This window comes from Pseudomonas sp. KD5, from assembly GCF_012932895.1.
Taxonomy (GTDB): Bacteria; Pseudomonadota; Gammaproteobacteria; order Pseudomonadales; family Pseudomonadaceae; genus Aquipseudomonas.
This window is the reverse complement of record NZ_JDWJ01000003.1, coordinates 124,565-143,177: the sequence shown is the minus strand read 5'-3', so window position 1 is coordinate 143,177 and position 18,613 is coordinate 124,565. Positions and strand designations below refer to the sequence as shown.

The window sequence follows — 18,613 nt, the reverse complement described above, 5'->3', positions numbered from 1 at the left end:
GGGAGCAACAAGATGATCAAACGCAATTTGCTGGTGATGGGCCTTGCAGTCCTGCTGAGCGCCTGCGGTTTCCACCTGCGTGGCACCGGCACCACCGAACTGGCGATCAAGGAACTCGACCTGAGCGCCCGCAATGCCTACGGCGAAACCGTGACACAATTGCGTCAGATACTGGAAAGCAGCGGCGTCCGGGTCTACACCGGCGCACCTTACAAACTGGTGCTGACCGATGAGCAGGAAAGCCAGCGCATCCTCAGCTATGCCGGTGCCGGCCGTACTGGCGAGTACCAGGTGAACACCGTGCTCAATTACGACATCCGTGGTCAGGGTGACCTGCCACTGCTGAGCGACAAACTTGAAGTGCAGAAGGTGTTCATCCATGACGGCAACAACCTGGTGGGTTCCGACCAGGAAGCCAACGATGCCCGCAAGGACATTCGTCGTGAACTGGTTCAACGCATGATGCTGCGTCTGCAACAGCTCACCCCGACTCAGTTGGAACAGCTGCAACAGACCGCCGACGCCCGGGCCAAGGCTGAAGCCGCCGCGCTGGAAGCGGCGCAGAAGGCTGAAGCGGAGACTCCGCGTCAGTCGCCTGTCGAACTGCCGCAGCAGTAAGACTTACGGGGCGCTCAGACGCCCCGTTCGCCTCCTCTTATGAAACTCGCCCCCGCCCAACTCGGCAAACACCTGCAAGGCGCTCTTGCGCCGGTCTACATCATCAGTGGCGATGACCCACTGCTGTGCCAGGAAGCCGCCGACGCCATTCGCGCCGCTGCCCGCCAACAAGGTTTCGATGAACGCCAGGTCTTCGCCGCCGACGCCAGTTTCGACTGGGGTACGCTGCTGCAGGCTGGTGCAAGCATGTCGCTGTTCGCCGAAAAACGTCTTTTGGAACTGCGCCTGCCCTCCGGCAAACCTGGTGACAAAGGCGCCGCCGCGCTCATCGAGTACTGCTCGCGCCCGGCAGAAGACACGCTGCTGCTGATCAGCCTGCCCAAGCTTGATGGCAGTGCGCAGAAAACCAAGTGGGGCAAGGCGCTGGTCGAAGGTCCGCAGACCCAGTTCGTGCAAATCTGGCCCGTGGACACCAACCAGTTGCCGAGCTGGATTCGTCAACGACTGTCCCAGGCCGGGCTTTCCGCCAGCCAGGACGCCGTCGAACTGATCGCCGCTCGGGTCGAAGGCAACTTGCTGGCTGCCGCCCAGGAAATCGAAAAGCTCAAGCTGATGGCCGAAGGTGGTCAGATCACTGTCGAAACCGTGCAAGCGGCGGTGGCCGACAGTGCGCGCTTCGACGTCTTCGGCTTGACCGACGCTATCCTCAACGGCGAAGCCGCTCATGCCCTGCGCATGCTCGAAGGGCTGCGCGGCGAAGGCGTCGAACCACCAGTGATTCTCTGGGCGCTGGCCCGTGAACTGCGCCTGCTGGCCAACCTGTCGCTGCAATACAGCCAGGGCGTGCCGCTGGACAAAGCCTTCAGTCAGGCCCGACCGCCGGTCTGGGACAAGCGCAAACCGCTGATGAGCAAGGCACTGCAACGCTACTCGGCGCAACGCTGGGCGCAATTGCTGCTTGAAGCACAGCGCATCGACGCGCAAATCAAAGGCCAGGCGGCGGGTTCACCCTGGATGAGTTTGAGCCGGTTGACGTTGTTGATGGCTGGGCAGAGATTGTCGTTGCCTGCCGAGTAAGCACGCTCTCTGTAGCAGCTGGCGAAGCCTGCGTTCGGCTGCGAAGCAGTCGCCAAGTCAGACGACGCAGTGTGTCAGGATGATTCCGGACTCAGGGTTTACGACTGCTGCGCAGCCGAACGCAGGCTTCGCCAGCTGCTACAGGGCGATCGGCGAAAGGTCCTACGCAATGCGGGACTAGACAGAACCCCAACTTCGGCCGATGATTTGCCCCGCAAAATCCACTCACTTGCGAGAGATCATCATGAGCAAAAAGCCATCCAAGCATGGCCCCAATAAGGCCAAATCCATCATCGCCCAGCCACTGTTCCGCAGCCGTCAGGAACGAGCCGGCAAGGGCAAAGGCAGCTACCGCCGCGAAGCCTTCCAGTCTAATAGCTGGGAGGCTTCTTACTTTCTGGCAGCCTGAAAGGCAAGCCATCGCTCAACATGTTAAGGTCTGCACCTGATTCGTATCCTCTGGACCTGTGCATGCCCCTTTGTCTTTCCCGTCGTTGGCACCTTCGCCAATTGATAGCTGCCTCCAGCCTCGTTCTGCTTGTCGCCTGCGCGGAAAAACCCACCGCCGCCGACGCCCAGCCGCTTCAGACCCAAGCCGTTGCCACGGCCCCTGCGGTCATTCCACCGGTGGTTCCGACCGGTGAGAATCTCGACATCCAGCCCACCCAGACCTTTGCTGAATGGCAGGCGGGTTTTCGCAAAGACGCCCTCGCCGCCGGCATTCGCGCCGACCTGTTCGACCGTGCCTTTGCCAATGTCAGTTTGGACGCCAGCGTGATCCGTGCCGACCGCAGCCAGCCGGAATTTACTCGTCCGGTGTGGGAATACCTCGATGGCGCGCTGTCGCCGCTGCGGGTGCGCAAAGGTCAGGCACTGGTCAGCCAGTACGCCGATATCCTGCAAAGCATCGAACAGCGCTATGGCGTCGACCGTCAGGCATTGGTGGCGGTGTGGGGCATGGAGAGTAACTTCGGTCAGTTCCAGGGCAACAAGTCTGTGATCAACTCCCTGGCAACCCTGGCCTATGAAGGTCGACGCCCAGGCTTTGCTCACGCGCAGCTGATCGCTGCCCTGCAAATCCTGCAACAGGGCGATATTGAACCCGAGAAAATGCTCGGCTCCTGGGCGGGCGCCATGGGCCAGACCCAGTTCATCCCGACCACCTACAACACCCACGCCGTGGACTTCGACGGCGATGGCCGCCGTGACATCTGGAACAGCGCCGCTGATGCACTGGCTTCGACCGCGCACTACCTGCAAAGCTCTGGCTGGCAGAAAGGCCAGCCGTGGGGCTTCGAAGTACAACTGCCGAGCAGCTTCAATTACGTCCTGGCCGATGGCGCGATCCGCAAAAGCGTCGCCGAGTGGCAGCAACTGGGGGTCACCCTGCCCAATGGTGTCCAGGTTCCGGCCGGTTCCGAACACCTATCGGCCGCCCTGCTCCTGCCGGCAGGCTATCGCGGCCCGGCATTCCTGATCTTCGATAACTTCCGCGCAATCCTCAAGTACAACAACTCTTCGTCCTACGCCTTGGGCGTGAGCCTGTTGTCTGAGCGTTTCAATGGCGGTGGCCTGATCAACGGTCTATGGCCAAAAGATGACTTGCCGCTGAGCCGTACCGAGCGAATCGAGCTGCAAACCCTGCTGAGCGCCCGGAACTATGACGCCGGCACCCCCGACGGCATCATCGGCGCCAATACCCGTAAAGCAATCCGCAGCGCGCAGCAGTCGTTTGGCTGGCCGGCGGATGGGTACCCTACGCACAAGTTGCTCGAAGGTTTGCGTAACCGCTAAAAGCAAAAGATCGCAGCCTTCGACAGCGCCTACAGGGTTTTGTGTACACCTGTAGGAACTGCCGAAGGCTGCGATCTTTTTTTGCGATGTGTTGTTACTTGATCACCACATCCTGCTCCAACACCAACGTCTTGCTCCCCGCATCCAGCCTGACCAGTGCCCCCATCGGCAACGTCAGGTTCGGGTCGCAATGCCCGCTGCGCCACCCCGCCAGCACGGGTATGCGCAACGACGCGAAGGTCTGCTTGAGCAAGCCCTCCAGCGCGATTGTGTCCACGCCCGCCACATCCCCCACCAGAACCCCGCGCAACTTGTGCAGCGTGCCGGCCAGACGCAAGTGGGTCAGCAGCCGATCAATGCGATAAAGCGGCTCGTTGATGTCTTCGATGAACAGGATGGCGCCCTCGGCGTCGATCTCGTAAGGCGTGCCCATGGTCGCGGCGATCATCGACAGATTGCCCCCCAGCAAACGCCCGTAAGCAATGCCTGGCGAGACGGTCGTCAACGGGTAGGCCGCCGGGTGCACCAGCACGCTGTCCGCCGTCACCTGCCCGCGCAACATGTTGAAAAACGAGGACTCGGTGGGTTTCTGCTTGTCACCCAGCAGGTCAGCATTGAGCATCGGGCCGTGAAACGTCACGAAACCTGCATAACGGCTGATTGCCAGATGCAGTGCAGTGATATCGCTATAGCCGATGAACGGTTTGGCATTGTTGCGCAGTAACTCGAAATCGATACGATCGAGCAAACGCGGCGTACCGTAACCGCCACGCAAACAGATGATGGCGTCGACCTCGCGGTCGGTAAATGCCGCGTGCAAGTCATTGAGCCGCACATCGTCGCTGCCGGCCAGGTAGCCGTCTTTCTCGTAAACGCCGGGGAACACTCGCAGCGAATAGCCGCGAGCGCGCATCCAGGCAATCGCTTTATCGGTGTCCAGGGCAGCGGGGCCGGCAGGCGCAATGACGCCGATCAGCCCTGCAGGCGGCAAGGCCGGAACAGGGACGTGAGGACAAAGGGTGTGGGTCGGTCGAGCAGTCATCCATGATTCTCCCTGTGTGAATGCTTCAGCACACAGTAGTCAGGAACGGGAATAAACAAAAGAGGGTCAGTCGCACCACGGCTTGCAGGAAAAGCCTGAAGAGGATGTGGGCACCGCCAATGAAAACGCCCGCAAGGACTAACCTTGCGGGCGTGTTCTTTTTTCAGCGCGGAATCAGGACGACATCAATTCGGCCTTGACCAGCTTCGCCTGCTCGTCGGCGTGGTACGAGGAGCGTACCAGCGGGCCGGAAGCGACGTTCTTGAAGCCCATCTTGTAACCTTCCTCGGCAAACCAGGCGAAGGTGTCCGGGTGCACGAAGCGCTGGACCGGCAAGTGGCTGCGGGACGGTTGCAGGTACTGGCCCAGGGTCAACATGTCGATGTCGTGTTCGCGCATGCGTTTCATGACTTCGATGACTTCTTCGTCGGTTTCGCCCAGACCCAGCATCAGGCCGGACTTGGTCGGAATGTGCGGCATCATCTGCTTGAAGCGTTGCAGCAGGGTCAGCGACCACTGGTAATCCGACCCCGGACGCGCAGCCTTGTACAGGCGCGGCACGGTTTCCAGGTTGTGGTTGAACACATCCGGCGGCTCGGCAGCGGTGATTTCCAGCGCGATGTCCATACGGCCACGGTAGTCCGGGACCAGGGTTTCGAGCTGTACGTTCGGCGACAGTTTGCGGATTTCGCGGATGCAGTCGGCAAAGTGCTGGGCACCACCGTCACGCAGGTCGTCACGGTCTACCGAGGTGATGACCACGTATTTCAGTTTCAGGTCGGCGATGGCGATAGCCAGGCTTTCCGGTTCGTTCACGTCCAGTGGCTTCGGACGACCATGGCCAACGTCGCAGAACGGGCAACGACGGGTGCAGATGTCGCCCATGATCATGAAGGTCGCGGTGCCGCCGGAGAAGCACTCGCCCAGGTTCGGGCAGGATGCTTCTTCGCAAACGCTGTGCAGCTTGTGTTTGCGCAGCAGGGCCTTGATGCGGTCGACTTCCGGGGAAACCGGGATGCGCACGCGAATCCAGTCAGGTTTCTTCGGCAGTTCGGTGGTCGGGATGATCTTCACCGGGATGCGTGCAACCTTCTCGGCGCCGCGCAGCTTGACGCCGGCTTCAACCTTGGCACGCGGGGCCGGACGCTCGGTGACATCGAGCGTCGGGATCATGGTTTGCACTGCATCAGTAGTCATATCAATCGATTCCGCCCGTTAGGGTCGTCTGCTCAGCATAGTCGAGGTGTTTGACGAGCTGCGCGCGCAGCCGGGCACTTACCTCGGCAAATTCAATCGGTCCTGCGTGATCGCGCAGCTGGGTCATCGCCAGCCCGGCATAGCCGCAGGGATTAATCCGTCGAAACGGTTCCAGGTTCATATCCACGTTCAGGGCCAGGCCATGAAAGGAACAACCGTGGCGGATCCGCAGACCCAAGGACGCGATTTTCGCGCCATCGACATAGACACCCGGTGCATCCGGCTTGGCGGATGCGGTCACGCCGTAACTGGCCAGCAACTCGATCAGGCACTGCTCCATGCGGCTGACCAGGTCACGCACGCCGAACCCCAGCTTGCGCACATCCAGCAACAGGTAGGCCACCAATTGGCCCGGACCGTGGTAGGTCACCTGACCACCGCGATCGACCTGCACCACCGGAATATCGCCTGGCAGCAACAGGTGCTCAGCCTTGCCGGCCTGGCCCTGGGTGAACACCGGAGAGTGCTCGACCAGCCAGATCTCGTCGGCGGCATCGCTGCCGCGTTCGTTGGTGAAGCGTTGCATGGCATGCCAGACCGGCTCGTAAGCCATCTGGCCGAGTTCGCGAAAGCCCAGCGTGCCAGGCATCACAGCACCATGTGCACGAAGCCGGTAGCCCGCAGCTCGCTGTTGATGTTGTACAGCTGGTCCTGGTCGGTGGCGACGATGTGCAACTGAATCGTGGTGTACTTGCCGTTGGTGCTTTGGCGCTCATCAACGCGGTCATGGTTGATCGTCGCGTGTTTCTTGACGATCTCGATGATCTTGTCTTTGTTGCCCACACCCGTATCGCTGATCACCTTAACCGGGTAATCAACGTTGGGGAATTCGATCTTAGGCGCCTTTACTTCGGTATCGGTCATGGCGTAACGGCCTCGTAAGCGTAAGCCGTGGCGACAGCAAGGCCCCACGCCGGATCAGCGCGGGGCCATGCAGGTGCACACTATCAGTTGAACAAGCCGTAGAAGAATAGACGGATGCTATCCCACATGCGGCGGAAGATACCACCCTCGTCGACTGCGTCCAGAGCGATCAGATCGGCGCTGTGCACCACTTTGTCGTCCAGTTTCACTTCGACTTTACCGATCACGTCGCCCTTGGCGATGGGTGCAACCAGTTGCGGGTTCATGGTCATGCTGGCAGCAAGCTTCTTCAGCTGGCCTTTTGGCAAGGTCATGGTCAGGTCTTCAGCCAGGCCGGCCTTGACTTGATTGGTGGTGCCTTTCCAGACAGGTGCCTGAGCCAGCTCGGCGCCTTTCTGATAGAAGGTCTGGGTTTCGAAGAAGCGGAAACCGTAAGTCAGCAGCTTCTGGGTTTCGGCAGCACGAGCCACTTCGCTGTTGGTGCCGAACACCACGGCGATCAGGCGCATGCCATCACGTACGGCCGAAGACACCATGCAGTAGCCGGCTTCGTCGGTGTGACCGGTTTTCAGACCGTCGACAGTCTTGTCGCGCCACAGCAGCAGGTTGCGGTTAGGCTGCTTGATGCCGTTCCAGAAAAACTCTTTCTGCGAGTAGATCGCGTAGTGAGCCGGGTCTTCGTGGATGATCGCGCGAGCCAGTACGGCCATGTCGTGAGCCGACGAGTAGTGCTCCGGGTTCGGCAGACCGGTCGGGTTCATGAAGTGGGTATTGGTCATGCCCAGATCAGCAACGGTTTTGTTCATCAGGTCGGCGAATGCGTCTTCGCTGCCGGCGATGTGCTCGGAGAGCGCAACACTGGCGTCGTTGCCCGACTGAATGATGATGCCGTGCAGCAGGTCGCTGACGGTAACTTGCGAGCCGACCTTGATGAACATCCGCGAACCACCGGTACGCCAGGCGTTCTCGCTGACGGTCACCGGATCGTTTTCGCCGATCTGGCCACGACGGATTTCCAGGGTCGCGATGTACGCGGTCATCAGCTTGGTCAGGCTGGCCGGCGGCAGACGCTGGTCACCGTTGTTCTCTACCAGCACGTTGCCGCTGCTGGCGTCCATGAGTACGTAGGCTTTGGCGGCCAATTGCGGTGGCGACGGCATCATCTCGACCGCGAAAGCCGCGGGTGAGAGAAGCAGCGGGACTAGCAGGCACAGGCGTTTGGCAAAGGTGGTGATGTTCATCCGTCTCTCGAAATCGCTAATGGAAACTGCCCTAGGGCAAAACTAATCAGACAACTTTTCAAAAAGCTGTCACGTGTTCAGTTGCTCACTCTGTAACCCTTGCCGGGCTTTTGTTCTTCAACGAGCCAACAACCCGGTTCGCCCCCCAAACCGCAAGCGAACCGTCAATCAAGTACTACGTGTTACTCGGCGCTGACCAGGCTCGGTGAACCGAGATTGGCCAGCCGCACGCTGTTCTGCACCTGCTGGATTTCACCCGCAGAGCCGATCGGCCCCATGCGCACCCGATGCAGTGTCTGCTGGTTACGCACGATCGAGCTGATGAACACCGGAGCGCTCACCATCCCGCTGAGCTTCGATCTCAGGAGCTCTGCAGCGTCCGGGTTGGCGAACGCGCCCACCTGCAGATACTGGCCAGAGGCTGGTACAGAAGCGTTTTTTTTTGCATCGATCTGCACAGGCACAACGGCTGCGGCGTGTTGCTGCGGCGGTGGCGTCCATTGCTCGACGGTGCCAGTGGAAGCAGTCACGGTCGGCGCGGCATTTTGCGCCACTTGCGGCTCGTTGAGCATCAACGGCGCCGGACGACCTTTCTGCGCCCACCATTCCTGCGGGTCGATGCCTTCGACCTTGACCCGCGCTGTGCCGATTTCAGCGTAGCCAAGCTTCTTGGCAGCCGCGTAGGACAAGTCGATGATCCGGTCCGAATAGAACGGCCCACGGTCATTGACCCGCAGAATCACCGTCTTGTTGTTGTCCAGGTTGGTCACCCGAACGTAACTTGGCAGTGGCAAGGTCTTGTGGGCGGCGCTCATGCCATACAGGTCATACACCTCGCCGTTGGCGGTGTTCTGGCCGTGAAACTTGGTGCCATACCAGGACGCCGTGCCCGACGCGACGTAGGTCTTGGATTCCTGCAGCGGGAAGTAGGTCTTGCCCAGCACGGTGTACGGGTTGGCTTTATAGGGACCGCTGTGCAGGGTCGGCGTGGCATCCGGGATGCGCGATACGTCGACGTCCCACCAGGGTGCGCCATCCTTGTGCGCCCGGTTGATATCCAGGCCGGGGGCCGAACGAACGGCGGTGGAAGACTTCTGAGTCGGTGAGCGGCTGGTCGAACAACTGGCGACCAGCAACGCCAACGCGGCGAATGCCATGAGCTTCAGGGGTTTATTCATAGGCAATGCCCGCATTACTTGACGCCCCGTGCTTGGACCAGCTGTTCAGACAGTTGATGTACGGCCATGGCGTACATCACGCTGCGGTTATAACGCGTGATCGCGTAAAAATTCGTCAGGCCCATCCAGTATTCAGGGCCATTGTCACCTTCCAGGCGGAAAGCCGTGACCGGCATATCATCGCGCAGCGCATCATGACTCGACCAGCCCAGCGCCCGCAACTCCCCGACGGTTTTCGTAGGTTCGATGCCGTCGGTCAACCCGTCGTCCACCTGATCGCCGCGCACATCGGCACGGCTGACCACAGGTTCGCCGGCGACCCAGCCGTGTTGCTTGAAATAACTGGCGACGCTACCGATGGCATCATCGGGGTTGGTCCAGATATTAATGTGGCCGTCACCGTCGAAATCCACCGCATAGGCGCGAAAACTGCTCGGCATGAATTGCGGCAAGCCCATGGCCCCGGCGTAGGAGCCTTTGAGGGTCAACGGGTCGACCTGCTCTTCACGGGCCAGCAGCAGGAATTCACGCAACTCCTTGCGGAAGAAATCAGCACGGGGAGGATAGTCGAAACCCAGGGTCGACAAGGCGTCGATCACCCGATAATTACCGGTATTGCGACCAAAAAAGGTCTCGACGCCGATAATCGAGACGATCACCTGCGCCGGCACACCGTATTCCTGCTCCGCACGGGCCAGCACCGCCTCGTGCTGACGCCAGAAGTCCACGCCACGGGCGATGCGCGCGTCGGTGATGAACATCGGGCGATATTCTTTCCACTGCTTGACGCGTTCGGCGGGTTTGGAGATCGCGTCCAGAATCGACTGTTTGCGCTCGGCTTCGCGGAACACGCCCATCAGCTGTTCACCGGCAAAGCCGTAGTCACGGGTCATTTCACCAACGAACTCGGCCACCTGGGCTGAGCCTTCGTAATCGCCGGCCAATGCTTCCTGCACGGAACCAAGGATGCTCACCAGGCCGACCCACGGTGCGTATCGAGTCGCCCAGCCACGCATTACTTGCATTGAAATCTTCACCTTATTCAAACCTGCGCGATCCACTTGCGATGGGTATGGATCGACATCAAAACCCCAAACGCTGACAGTAGCGTCACCAGCGAAGTTCCTCCGTAGCTAATGAACGGCAACGGCACCCCTACCACCGGCAACAGGCCACTGACCATACCGATGTTGACGAAAACGTAAACAAAAAACGTCATGGTCAGGCTGCCCGCAAGCAACTTGCCGAACAATGTCTGGGCCTGGGCGGTAATCACCAGCCCGCGACCGATCAACAACAGGTAAATCAGCAACAGCGCGCAGATACCGACCAGGCCGAACTCTTCACCCAGCACCGCAATAATGAAGTCGGTGTGGCTTTCTGGCAGGAAGTCCAGGTGCGACTGGGTACCGAGCAACCAGCCCTTGCCGAACACGCCACCGGAACCGATGGCCGCTTTCGACTGAATGATGTTCCAGCCCGTGCCCAGCGGATCGCTTTCGGGGTCGAGGAAGGTCAGGATTCGCTGCTTTTGATAGTCGTGCATGATGAAGAACCACATCGCCACGGCCACCGGCACGGCGGCCGCAATCACGCTGAGGATCCAGCGCCAGCGCAGGCCGCCCATGAACAGCACGAACGCGCCCCCGGCGAGAATCAGCAACGAAGTGCCAAGGTCGGGCTGACGCACGATCAGAATGAACGGGACACCGATCAGCACCAGACTGATCCCCACGTGCTTGAGCTGGGGTGGCAAGGAACGCTTGGCCAGGTACCAGGCGATGGTCGCCGGCATCAGGATCTTCATGAATTCCGAGGGCTGGAAGCGGATCACCCCGGGGATATTGATCCAGCGGGTGGCCCCCATGGCGTTATGGCCCATGACGTCCACCACCACCAGCAAGATCACGCCGACCACATAGCCGAGCGGCACCCAGCGGGCCATGAAGCGCGGTTCGAACTGGGCGATGACGATCATCGATACCAGGCCGATGCCGAAGGAAGTGGCTTGCTTGGCCAACAGATCCCAGCTCTTGCCGCTGGCCGAATACAGCACGAACAGGCTGCCGGCGGCGAGGGTCAGCAGCAGGATCAGCAGCGGGCCGTCGATGTGCAGGCGTTGCAACAGCGTCGCACGGCGACGCATCACATCCTCGCTGGAGAGCATGCGATCGAAATTATTCTTCACGGGCCGTAGCCTCCGCACTGATAGGGCTGGCGTATTCGGCTTTCAGTCGGCCGTCCTGGTCGAGGAGCCAGGCGTCCATCACTTGACGCACCACCGGCGCGGCGACGCCGGAGCCGGACTCGCCGTTCTCGACCATCACCGACACCACGATTTTCGGGTTGTCGGCCGGCGCGAAGCCGACGAACAAGGCGTGGTCGCGGTGGCGCTCCTGCACCTTGGAGCGGTCGTACTTCTCGCCCTGTTTGATCGCGACCACCTGGGCCGTACCACTTTTGCCGGCGATCCGGTATTGCGCGCCGATCGATGCCTTGCGCGCCGTACCCCGGGCACCGTGCATCACCTGTTGCATGCCGTGATTGACCTTGGTCCAGTCCGAAGGGTCGCGCAGGATAATGTCCGGCATCGGATTTTCATCCTTCGGTTTCTCGCCCTCGATGGTCTTGGCCAGGTGCGGACGATTCCAGACCCCCTTGTTGGCCACCAGTGCCGTGGCCTGCGCCAGTTGCAACGGAGTGGACTGCATATAGCCCTGCCCGATCCCCAGAATCAGCGTCTCGCCCGGGAACCAGGCCTGACGACGGGTCACGCGCTTCCATTCCCGTGTCGGCATCAGCCCCGGCGACTCTTCGAACATGTCCAGGGAGACCTTCTGGCCAATGCCGAATTTGCTCAGGTAGGACGACAACCGATCAATCCCCAGCTTGTGCGCAAGGTCATAGAAGTAGGTGTCGTTGGAACGCATGATCGCCGTGTCTAGATCGACAAAGCCGTCACCGGTACGGTTCCAGTTGCGGTACTTGTGATCGTAGTTGGGCAGCATGTAGTAGCCCGGGTCGAACACCCGGGTCGACGCCGTGACCACGCCCGCATCCAGGCCGGCAATCGCCACCGCCGGCTTGATGGTCGAGCCCGGCGGGTACAGACCGCGCAGCACGCGGTTGAACAGTGGCCGGTCGATGGAGTCACGCAGCTCGGAGTAAGCTTTGAAACTGATGCCGGTGACGAACAGGTTCGGGTCGAAACTCGGCTGGCTGACCATCGCCAACACTTCGCCGGTCGCCGGATCCAGCGCCACGACCGCGCCACGGCGACCGCCAAGTGCGGCTTCGGCGGCTTCCTGCAATTTGATGTCCAGGCTCAGGACGATGTCCTTGCCGGAAATCGGTTCAGTACGCTTGAGTACCCGCAGCACGCGGCCACGGGCGTTAGTCTCGACTTCTTCGTAACCAACCTGACCGTGCAATTCGGGCTCGTAGAAGCGCTCGATGCCGGTTTTGCCAATTTGATGGGTGCCGCTGTAACTCACCGGGTCCAGAGACTTGAGCTCTTTCTCGTTGATCCGCCCCATATATCCCACTGAGTGCGCAAAGTGCGCGCCCTGCGGATAGTGACGAACCAGCTGTGCGACCACTTCCACACCCGGCAGACGGAACTGGTTCACCGCGATGCGGGCGATCTGCTCTTCGGTCAGCTCGAACAGGATCGGCACCGGCTCGAACGGCCGACGCCCCTGACGCATACGCTTCTCGAAGATCACCCGGTCCTCGGGCGTCAGCTCAAGCACTTCGACGATCACATCGAGCACTTGCTGCCAGTCGCCGGAGCGTTCGCGAGTCATGCTCAGGCTGAAGCTGGGCCGGTTGTCGGCCACCACCACGCCATTGCGGTCGTAGATCAGCCCGCGAGTCGGCGGAATCGGCTGCACATGGACGCGGTTGTTTTCCGACAGGGTCGAGTGGTACTCGTACTGGATCACCTGCAGGAAATACAGCCGCGCGATCAGCACGCCGATCAGCGTCACTACCGCAATAGCCCCGAACACGACGCGGCCACGCACCAGACGGGCGTCTTTTTCGTGGTCCTTGATGCGGATCGGCTGGGACATGAGGGCAGAACTACTTGTGGTAAGGGTGGCCGGACAGCACTGTCCAGGCACGATACAGCTGTTCGCCGATCAGAATCCGCACCAGCGGGTGCGGCAACGTCAACGGCGACAACGACCAACGTTGATCCGCCCGGGCACAGACTTCCGGCGCCAGCCCCTCGGGGCCGCCGACCATGAAATTCACCGTGCGCGAGTCCAGCCGCCAGCGATCGAGTTCGACCGCCAGTTGCTCGGTGCTCCAGGGCTTGCCGTGGACTTCGAGGGTGACAACGCGCTCGTTCGGCCCGACCTTGGCCAGCATGGCTTCGCCTTCCTGACGGATAAAGCGCGCCACGTCAGCGTTCTTGCCGCGGGTGTTGAGCGGAATTTCCACCAGTTCCAGCGCCAGCTCGGAAGGAAGACGCTTGGCATATTCATGCCAGCCTTCTTCCACCCACTTGGGCATGCGTGAACCGACGGCGATCAGTCGCAGTCGCACAGCGTTCCCTTATTGCTGGTCTTTGTTGAGCTTGGTGAAATGCTCATGGGTGTTCTCAGGGCTGTGGTGTGCAGCGCTGGCAGAACGGCTTTGCTCGGCGCCGGCCCACAGGCGTTCCAGGTCATAGAACTGGCGCGCCGAGGCGGTCATCATGTGCACGATGACGTCGTCCATATCCAGCAGCACCCAGTCGCTGTCGCCCTTGCCTTCTTCACCCAGCGGCTTGACGCCTTGGGCTTTGACGGCTTCGCGGACCTTGTCCAGCATCGCGCCGATCTGGCGGTTGGACGTACCGGTGGCGATGATCATGTAGTCAGTGATGCTCTGCTTTTCACGAACGTCGATCACCTGGATGTCCTGGGCCTTGACGTCTTCCAGGGCTGCTACGGCAACCTTGACCAGCTCTTCGCCGGCCAGTGGCGCGCCAGTTGGTGCTTCTACTGGCAGCGGTGCGCTCTTGAATGTGCCCTTGCGCTTTACTTTGTTTACGTCTTTGTCAGTCATATAAAACTCGTTTTGCTCGTATGTTCGGGCGCTTCGATACACGCATTCACGTGCCTTGAAGCGCGCCCTTTTTCAGTTCGACGCACGGTAAAGTCCGTGCGCATCGATGTAGGCCAGGACCGCGTCGGGCACCAGGAAACGTACCGACTTACCGCTGGCCAGCAGTTGACGGATCTGGGTGGCGGATACCGCGAGCGGTGTCTGCCAGACGAATGCAATCTGTCCGCTCGGCCCTTTGAGGGCCAGCGGGTCGCTCACCGAACGTGCTGCCAGCAGGTTGCGCAAGGCATCCGGCGGTTCGCTGTCGGCATCCGGGCGTTGCAGCACCAGGATGTGGCAATGCTGGAGCAACTCTTCCCAGCGGTGCCAAGTGGGCAGGCCGCAAAATGCGTCCCAGCCCAAAAGCAGAAAAACCTGGTCTGAAGCGGCAAGTTCGGCGCGCATCAGTTCCAGGGTGTCGATGGTGTAGGACGGCTTGTCCCGCTGCAATTCGCGGGCATCCACCACCAACGGTGCCACACCGGCCACCGCGCACTTGACCATCGCCAGACGGTCCTTCGCCGATACCTGCGGCTTGTCCCGATGGGGCGGCCTGGCACTGGGTGTCAGACGCAACTCATCGAGAGCCAGCGATTCGGCGACTTCCAGCGCACCGCGCAAATGGCCGATGTGCACCGGGTCGAAGGTCCCGCCCAGTACGCCAATGCGTCGAGGCCGGGGCTCGCTGGCGGTCACTGGGGCTGACGGGTCGAGGTCGCCCAAGTCAGAGCGACTCCTGGCCGCGCAGCTGACCGTCACCGACCACGATGTACTTCTCGCAGGTCAGACCTTCGAGGCCCACTGGGCCGCGGGCGTGCAGCTTATCAGTAGAAATGCCAATCTCGGCACCCAATCCGTATTCGAAGCCATCGGCGAAGCAGGTCGGGGTGTTGATCATCACCGAGGACGAATCGACTTCAGCCACGAAACGCCGGGTGTCGGCCAGGTTTTCGCTGACGATCGAGTCGGTGTGATGGGAGCCGTACTGGTTGATGTGCTCGATGGACTGATCCAGCCCGTCGACCACGCGAATCGAGAGGATTGGCGCCAGGTATTCGGTGGTCCAGTCTTCCTCGGTGGCCGCGACGGCCTCGATGATCGCCCGAGTGCGCTCACAACCGCGCAGTTCGACGCCTTTTTCGCGGAACTGGGCAGCCATCGCCGGCAGAAACTCTTTGGCGACGGCTTGATCGACCAACAGGGTTTCCATCGCGCCGCAGATGCCGTAACGGTAAGTCTTGGCGTTGAATGCGATGCGCTGGGCTTTCGGCAGATCGGCGTGGGCACTGACGTAGACGTGACAGATGCCGTCCAGGTGCTTGATGACGGGCACGCGGGCATCGCGGCTGACCCGTTCGATCAGGCCACGGCCGCCACGGGGTACGATGACGTCGACGTATTCGGGCATGGTGATCAGCGCGCCGACGGCGGCACGGTCGGTGGTTTCGACGACTTGCACCACCGCGGCCGGCAGATCGGCCTCGGCCAGGCCGCGCTGGATGCAGGCGGCAATGGCGCGGTTGGAGTGAATCGCTTCGGAGCCGCCACGCAGGATGGTCGCGTTGCCGGACTTCAGGCACAGGCTGGCAGCATCGATGGTCACGTTAGGCCGGGACTCGTAGATGATCCCGATCACGCCCAACGGCACGCGCATCTTGCCGACCTGAATGCCCGACGGCCGGTAACTCATGTCGCGGATCGCGCCGACCGGGTCCGGCAAGGCCGCGACCTGACGCAAACCGACGATCATGCCGTCGATGCGCGCCGGAGTCAGCGCCAGGCGTTCCAGCAGGGCCGGCTCAAGACCATTGGTGCGGCCAGCGGCCAAATCCAGTTCATTGGCTGCGGACAGCTCGGCGCGGGAGGCGTCCAGCGCATTGGCGGCCGCCTGCAAGGCGCGGTTTTTCTGCGCGGTGCTGGCACGGCCGATCACGCGGGAAGCTTCGCGGGCGGCGCGACCCAAACGGGTCATGTAGTCAAGAACGGACTCAGTCATGGTCTGCTGTGGTCTTGGTAAAGAGGAAAGCGGCAGATTATAGCTGTCGCGTCTCTGGACTAACAGCGGTGACGGGCGGATGGTCGAAATGGAGAGCAATTTGCCGACGTTCAGCCGTGATTAAGCCGCATATTGTTATCATCACGACTCAATCAGCCCTGATAAACGCTGTTCATCATGACTAATCTGACCGTTCGCACCGCCGACACACGCACGCCCAAGGCGCTGCCGGATGCATTTTTCGACCGTGATGCCCAAACACTGGCCCGGGATCTGCTGGGCAAAATCATCCGCCACCGGGTCGACGACCTGTGGCTCAGCGCCCGAATTATCGAGACCGAAGCCTATTACTGCGAAGAAAAAGGCAGCCACGCCTCCTTGGGTTACACAGAAAAGCGTAAGGCTTTGTTTCTGGATGGCGGCCACATTTATATGTATTACGCCCGCGGCGGCGATTCCCTGAACTTCAGTGCCCAAGGTCCGGGCAATGCGGTGCTGATCAAATCCGCCTATCCATGGGTCGATGAACTGAGCGGGCCAGCCAGCCTGGCGCAGATGCTGCTGAACAATCCCGACGCCCAGGGCCGCCCTCGCCCCTCGCAAAAGCTGTGCGCCGGACAGACGTTGCTGTGCAAGGCGCTGGGGCTGAAGGTGCCGGTCTGGGACGCCAAGCGTTTTGACCATGAAGTGCTGCTGGTGGAAGACATCGGGCCTGCGCCCGGCCACATCATCCAGACCACACGCCTGGGCATCCCCCAGGGGCGCGACGGACATTTAATGTACCGCTTCGTCGATGCGGCTTACGCGCCGTACTGCACACGCAACCCGTTGCGTCGGGGTCAGGTCGAAGGGCGCGATTATTTTTTGCTGACTTGAAACATGCCCGGGCAAACGGGAATCCCAGTGAAAGCGGTCTTTCAGTATTTGGGAGATTCGTCCCTTTGGGGCCAAGTGAACATTCGATGGAGTTGTTTTTATGGGCCCATGGCTCGATAGCGTGACCGGTTGGCTGACGGTCAATCCGCAGTGGCTGGCCATGGCAGTGTTCGTAGTGGCGTGTGTGGAGTGCCTGGCGATTGCCGGGCTGATCGTACCCGGTACGGTGTTGTTGTTTGCCGTGGCAGTACTGGCCGGCAGTGGCGCACTGTCGCTGGGTGAAACATTGCTGCTGGGTTTCCTCGGCGGCGTGCTGGGCGACATCGTTTCGTATTTCCTGGGGCGACATTTCCACCAGAACATCCGGCGCCTGCCGGGGTTGCGCCATCATCCGGAATGGATCGCCGGGGCCGAAGCGTATTTTCAGCGTTATGGCATTGCCAGCCTGTTAGTCGGACGCTTTATCGGCCCGTTGCGACCAATGCTGCCGATGGTCGCAGGAATGTTCGACATGCCCTTCCCCCGCTTCGCCGCCGTCAGCCTGTTGGCCGCCGCGGGCTGGAGCGTTGCCTATCTGATACCCGGCTGGGCCACAGGCGCGGCGATTCGCTTGCCGTTGCCGGAAGGGTTCTGGCCCGAGGCCGGGATCGTTGCCGGCAGCATCGCCGTCATGGTGGGCTTGAGTATTACCAGCAGCATGGGCCGCCATCGCAAAGCGACGGCGCTGATTACCGGCATGAGCTTTCTGATTCTGGTGGGGCTGTTTATCGGCTACCCGCATTTGACCGCCCTCGATCAAGGTGTGATGACCCTGGTGCAGGAGCACCGTAGCCAGATGCTCGATGAAGTGGCCGTCACATTTACGTTGATTGGCGAGTTCCGCAACATGCTGGTGTTCAGCGCCCTGCTGACCGGCTTGCTGCTGCTTACCCGACAATGGCGTCAGGCCATCTTCGCCGGTGGCACCCTGCTCTTTACCGCCCTCGGCAACACGTTTACCAAGCAGTTTTTTGCCCGTGTGCGCCCAGAAGTGCTTAGCGACCCACTCACCAGCTACAGCATGCCCAGCGGTCACGCCTCGGGGTCATTCGCCTTGTTCCTGACACTGGCCGTACTGGCCGGTCGCGACCAACCGCCGCGGATGCGTCTGACGTGGTTGCTGCTCGGCTGCTTGCCGGCGCTGGCGATTGCTCTGTCTCGGGTGTATCTGGGCGCGCATTGGCCAACGGATGTGCTGGCCGGCGCGATGCTGGCGGCGTGCGTGTGCGCGGCGAGCCTGTGGCTGAGCCAGCGTCAGACGCCGCTCAACGCGATGCCACCCAAGGTCTGGTGGCTGATATTGCCGGCGCTGATAGTGCTGTTTGGGTTCTTTGCGTTGCGGCATTTGCCACATGCAATGCTGCGATATGCCTACTGACTACGGCTACGAAAAAACCGGGCGCAATGCTCGGGTTTCATTGGACATGACCAGACCTGCCCCCTCCCGATACCTTGTCGCACGCACTGCTAATAACTAGATCATCGATCTAGTTATTAGTTTTTTCTTAAACAGAGCCCCCCACAATTATCAAAAACA

The 18,613-nt window shown here is 60.9% G+C and carries 19 protein-coding genes; 6 read left to right on the top strand and 13 right to left on the bottom strand.

What is annotated here, in order from left to right; translation table 11 throughout:
- Positions 1 to 12 precede the first annotated feature (12 nt).
- The 4 genes from lptE (at position 13) to AF70_RS07640 (ending at position 3,489) form a co-directional block, all read left to right on the top strand.
- A complete protein-coding gene (gene lptE / locus AF70_RS07655) occupies positions 13 to 618 on the top strand; it encodes an LPS assembly lipoprotein LptE (RefSeq protein ID WP_019581341.1) in 606 nt (201 codons plus the stop codon).
- Between the two features lie 39 nt (positions 619 to 657).
- Positions 658 to 1,695, top strand: a complete 1,038-nt coding sequence (holA, locus tag AF70_RS07650; protein WP_007937416.1) for a DNA polymerase III subunit delta — start codon at positions 658 to 660, stop codon at positions 1,693 to 1,695.
- 244 nt (positions 1,696 to 1,939) lie between these two features.
- Complete coding sequence (arfA, locus tag AF70_RS07645; protein ID WP_003176285.1) at positions 1,940 to 2,104, top strand: alternative ribosome rescue factor ArfA; 165 nt, start codon at positions 1,940 to 1,942, stop codon at positions 2,102 to 2,104.
- A gap of 62 nt (positions 2,105 to 2,166) precedes the next feature.
- The gene (locus tag AF70_RS07640; RefSeq protein WP_019581342.1) at positions 2,167 to 3,489 is read left to right on the top strand and encodes a lytic murein transglycosylase; all 1,323 of its coding nucleotides are present in this window, start codon (positions 2,167 to 2,169) and stop codon (positions 3,487 to 3,489) included.
- 94 nt (positions 3,490 to 3,583) lie between these two features.
- Here the strand turns inward: AF70_RS07640 and AF70_RS07635 are convergent, their stop codons facing one another.
- The 13 genes from AF70_RS07635 to AF70_RS07575 all read right to left on the bottom strand — a co-directional run bounded on the left by AF70_RS07635 (position 3,584) and on the right by AF70_RS07575 (position 16,161).
- The gene (locus AF70_RS07635; RefSeq protein ID WP_019581343.1) at positions 3,584 to 4,531 is read right to left on the bottom strand and encodes an LD-carboxypeptidase; all 948 of its coding nucleotides are present in this window, start codon (positions 4,529 to 4,531) and stop codon (positions 3,584 to 3,586) included.
- 174 nt (positions 4,532 to 4,705) lie between these two features.
- On the bottom strand, positions 4,706 to 5,728 hold the full coding sequence (gene lipA / locus AF70_RS07630; protein ID WP_007937422.1) for a lipoyl synthase: 1,023 nt from the start codon (positions 5,726 to 5,728) through the stop codon (positions 4,706 to 4,708).
- Position 5,729: 1 nt separating this feature from the next.
- Complete coding sequence (lipB, locus tag AF70_RS07625) at positions 5,730 to 6,377, bottom strand: lipoyl(octanoyl) transferase LipB (protein ID WP_019581344.1); 648 nt, start codon at positions 6,375 to 6,377, stop codon at positions 5,730 to 5,732.
- The gene (locus AF70_RS07620) at positions 6,377 to 6,652 is read right to left on the bottom strand and encodes a DUF493 domain-containing protein (protein ID WP_003215438.1); all 276 of its coding nucleotides are present in this window, start codon (positions 6,650 to 6,652) and stop codon (positions 6,377 to 6,379) included. Before AF70_RS07620 ends, lipB begins: the two co-directional genes overlap by 1 nt.
- Positions 6,653 to 6,735: 83 nt before the next feature.
- Positions 6,736 to 7,893 carry a D-alanyl-D-alanine carboxypeptidase family protein gene (locus AF70_RS07615; RefSeq protein ID WP_018925757.1) on the bottom strand — a complete coding sequence of 386 codons (1,158 nt, stop codon included), beginning with the start codon at positions 7,891 to 7,893 and terminating at the stop codon, positions 6,736 to 6,738.
- 182 nt (positions 7,894 to 8,075) lie between these two features.
- Positions 8,076 to 9,086, bottom strand: a complete 1,011-nt coding sequence (locus AF70_RS07610; protein ID WP_028938840.1) for a septal ring lytic transglycosylase RlpA family protein — start codon at positions 9,084 to 9,086, stop codon at positions 8,076 to 8,078.
- Positions 9,086 to 10,096 (bottom strand): lytic murein transglycosylase B, encoded by a 1,011-nt coding sequence (gene mltB, locus AF70_RS07605; protein ID WP_028938839.1) that lies wholly within the window; start codon positions 10,094 to 10,096, stop codon positions 9,086 to 9,088. The genes AF70_RS07610 and mltB overlap by 1 nt, the downstream gene beginning before the upstream one ends.
- Positions 10,097 to 10,113: 17 nt before the next feature.
- A complete protein-coding gene (gene rodA, locus AF70_RS07600) occupies positions 10,114 to 11,217 on the bottom strand; it encodes a rod shape-determining protein RodA (protein WP_050438283.1) in 1,104 nt (367 codons plus the stop codon).
- 31 nt (positions 11,218 to 11,248) lie between these two features.
- Positions 11,249 to 13,144: a penicillin-binding protein 2 gene (mrdA, locus tag AF70_RS07595; RefSeq protein ID WP_018925753.1), complete on the bottom strand. Its 1,896-nt coding sequence runs from the start codon at positions 13,142 to 13,144 to the stop codon at positions 11,249 to 11,251.
- A 10-nt stretch (positions 13,145 to 13,154) separates the two neighbouring features.
- Positions 13,155 to 13,622: a 23S rRNA (pseudouridine(1915)-N(3))-methyltransferase RlmH gene (rlmH, locus tag AF70_RS07590; protein WP_007937439.1), complete on the bottom strand. Its 468-nt coding sequence runs from the start codon at positions 13,620 to 13,622 to the stop codon at positions 13,155 to 13,157.
- Positions 13,623 to 13,631: 9 nt separating this feature from the next.
- Positions 13,632 to 14,126 (bottom strand): ribosome silencing factor, encoded by a 495-nt coding sequence (gene rsfS / locus AF70_RS07585; protein ID WP_019581345.1) that lies wholly within the window; start codon positions 14,124 to 14,126, stop codon positions 13,632 to 13,634.
- Between the two features lie 72 nt (positions 14,127 to 14,198).
- A complete protein-coding gene (nadD, locus tag AF70_RS07580; protein WP_018925751.1) occupies positions 14,199 to 14,888 on the bottom strand; it encodes a nicotinate-nucleotide adenylyltransferase in 690 nt (229 codons plus the stop codon).
- A 1-nt stretch (position 14,889) separates the two neighbouring features.
- Positions 14,890 to 16,161 (bottom strand): glutamate-5-semialdehyde dehydrogenase, encoded by a 1,272-nt coding sequence (locus AF70_RS07575; protein ID WP_028938838.1) that lies wholly within the window; start codon positions 16,159 to 16,161, stop codon positions 14,890 to 14,892.
- Positions 16,162 to 16,338: 177 nt separating this feature from the next.
- Between AF70_RS07575 and AF70_RS07570 the strand changes: the two genes are divergently transcribed.
- Both AF70_RS07570 and AF70_RS07565 read left to right on the top strand, forming a co-directional pair.
- Positions 16,339 to 17,037: a DNA-3-methyladenine glycosylase gene (locus tag AF70_RS07570; RefSeq protein ID WP_028938837.1), complete on the top strand. Its 699-nt coding sequence runs from the start codon at positions 16,339 to 16,341 to the stop codon at positions 17,035 to 17,037.
- A gap of 100 nt (positions 17,038 to 17,137) precedes the next feature.
- Positions 17,138 to 18,454 (top strand): bifunctional DedA family/phosphatase PAP2 family protein, encoded by a 1,317-nt coding sequence (locus AF70_RS07565; protein WP_028938836.1) that lies wholly within the window; start codon positions 17,138 to 17,140, stop codon positions 18,452 to 18,454.
- Positions 18,455 to 18,613 lie beyond the last annotated feature (159 nt).

Coding starts and splice junctions, on each gene's coding strand:
- lptE (WP_019581341.1), top strand. CDS start 13: ATGATCAAACGCAATTTGCTGGTGATGGGCCTTGCAGTCCTGCTGAGC.
- holA (WP_007937416.1), top strand. CDS start 658: ATGAAACTCGCCCCCGCCCAACTCGGCAAACACCTGCAAGGCGCTCTT.
- arfA (WP_003176285.1), top strand. CDS start 1,940: ATGAGCAAAAAGCCATCCAAGCATGGCCCCAATAAGGCCAAATCCATC.
- AF70_RS07640 (WP_019581342.1), top strand. CDS start 2,167: ATGCCCCTTTGTCTTTCCCGTCGTTGGCACCTTCGCCAATTGATAGCT.
- AF70_RS07635 (WP_019581343.1), bottom strand. CDS start 4,531: ATGACTGCTCGACCGACCCACACCCTTTGTCCTCACGTCCCTGTTCCG.
- lipA (WP_007937422.1), bottom strand. CDS start 5,728: ATGACTACTGATGCAGTGCAAACCATGATCCCGACGCTCGATGTCACC.
- lipB (WP_019581344.1), bottom strand. CDS start 6,377: ATGCCTGGCACGCTGGGCTTTCGCGAACTCGGCCAGATGGCTTACGAG.
- AF70_RS07620 (WP_003215438.1), bottom strand. CDS start 6,652: ATGACCGATACCGAAGTAAAGGCGCCTAAGATCGAATTCCCCAACGTT.
- AF70_RS07615 (WP_018925757.1), bottom strand. CDS start 7,893: ATGAACATCACCACCTTTGCCAAACGCCTGTGCCTGCTAGTCCCGCTG.
- AF70_RS07610 (WP_028938840.1), bottom strand. CDS start 9,086: ATGCGGGCATTGCCTATGAATAAACCCCTGAAGCTCATGGCATTCGCC.
- mltB (WP_028938839.1), bottom strand. CDS start 10,096: ATGCAAGTAATGCGTGGCTGGGCGACTCGATACGCACCGTGGGTCGGC.
- rodA (WP_050438283.1), bottom strand. CDS start 11,217: ATGCGTCGCCGTGCGACGCTGTTGCAACGCCTGCACATCGACGGCCCG.
- mrdA (WP_018925753.1), bottom strand. CDS start 13,144: ATGTCCCAGCCGATCCGCATCAAGGACCACGAAAAAGACGCCCGTCTG.
- rsfS (WP_019581345.1), bottom strand. CDS start 14,126: ATGACTGACAAAGACGTAAACAAAGTAAAGCGCAAGGGCACATTCAAG.
- AF70_RS07575 (WP_028938838.1), bottom strand. CDS start 16,161: ATGACTGAGTCCGTTCTTGACTACATGACCCGTTTGGGTCGCGCCGCC.
- AF70_RS07570 (WP_028938837.1), top strand. CDS start 16,339: ATGACTAATCTGACCGTTCGCACCGCCGACACACGCACGCCCAAGGCG.
- AF70_RS07565 (WP_028938836.1), top strand. CDS start 17,138: ATGGGCCCATGGCTCGATAGCGTGACCGGTTGGCTGACGGTCAATCCG.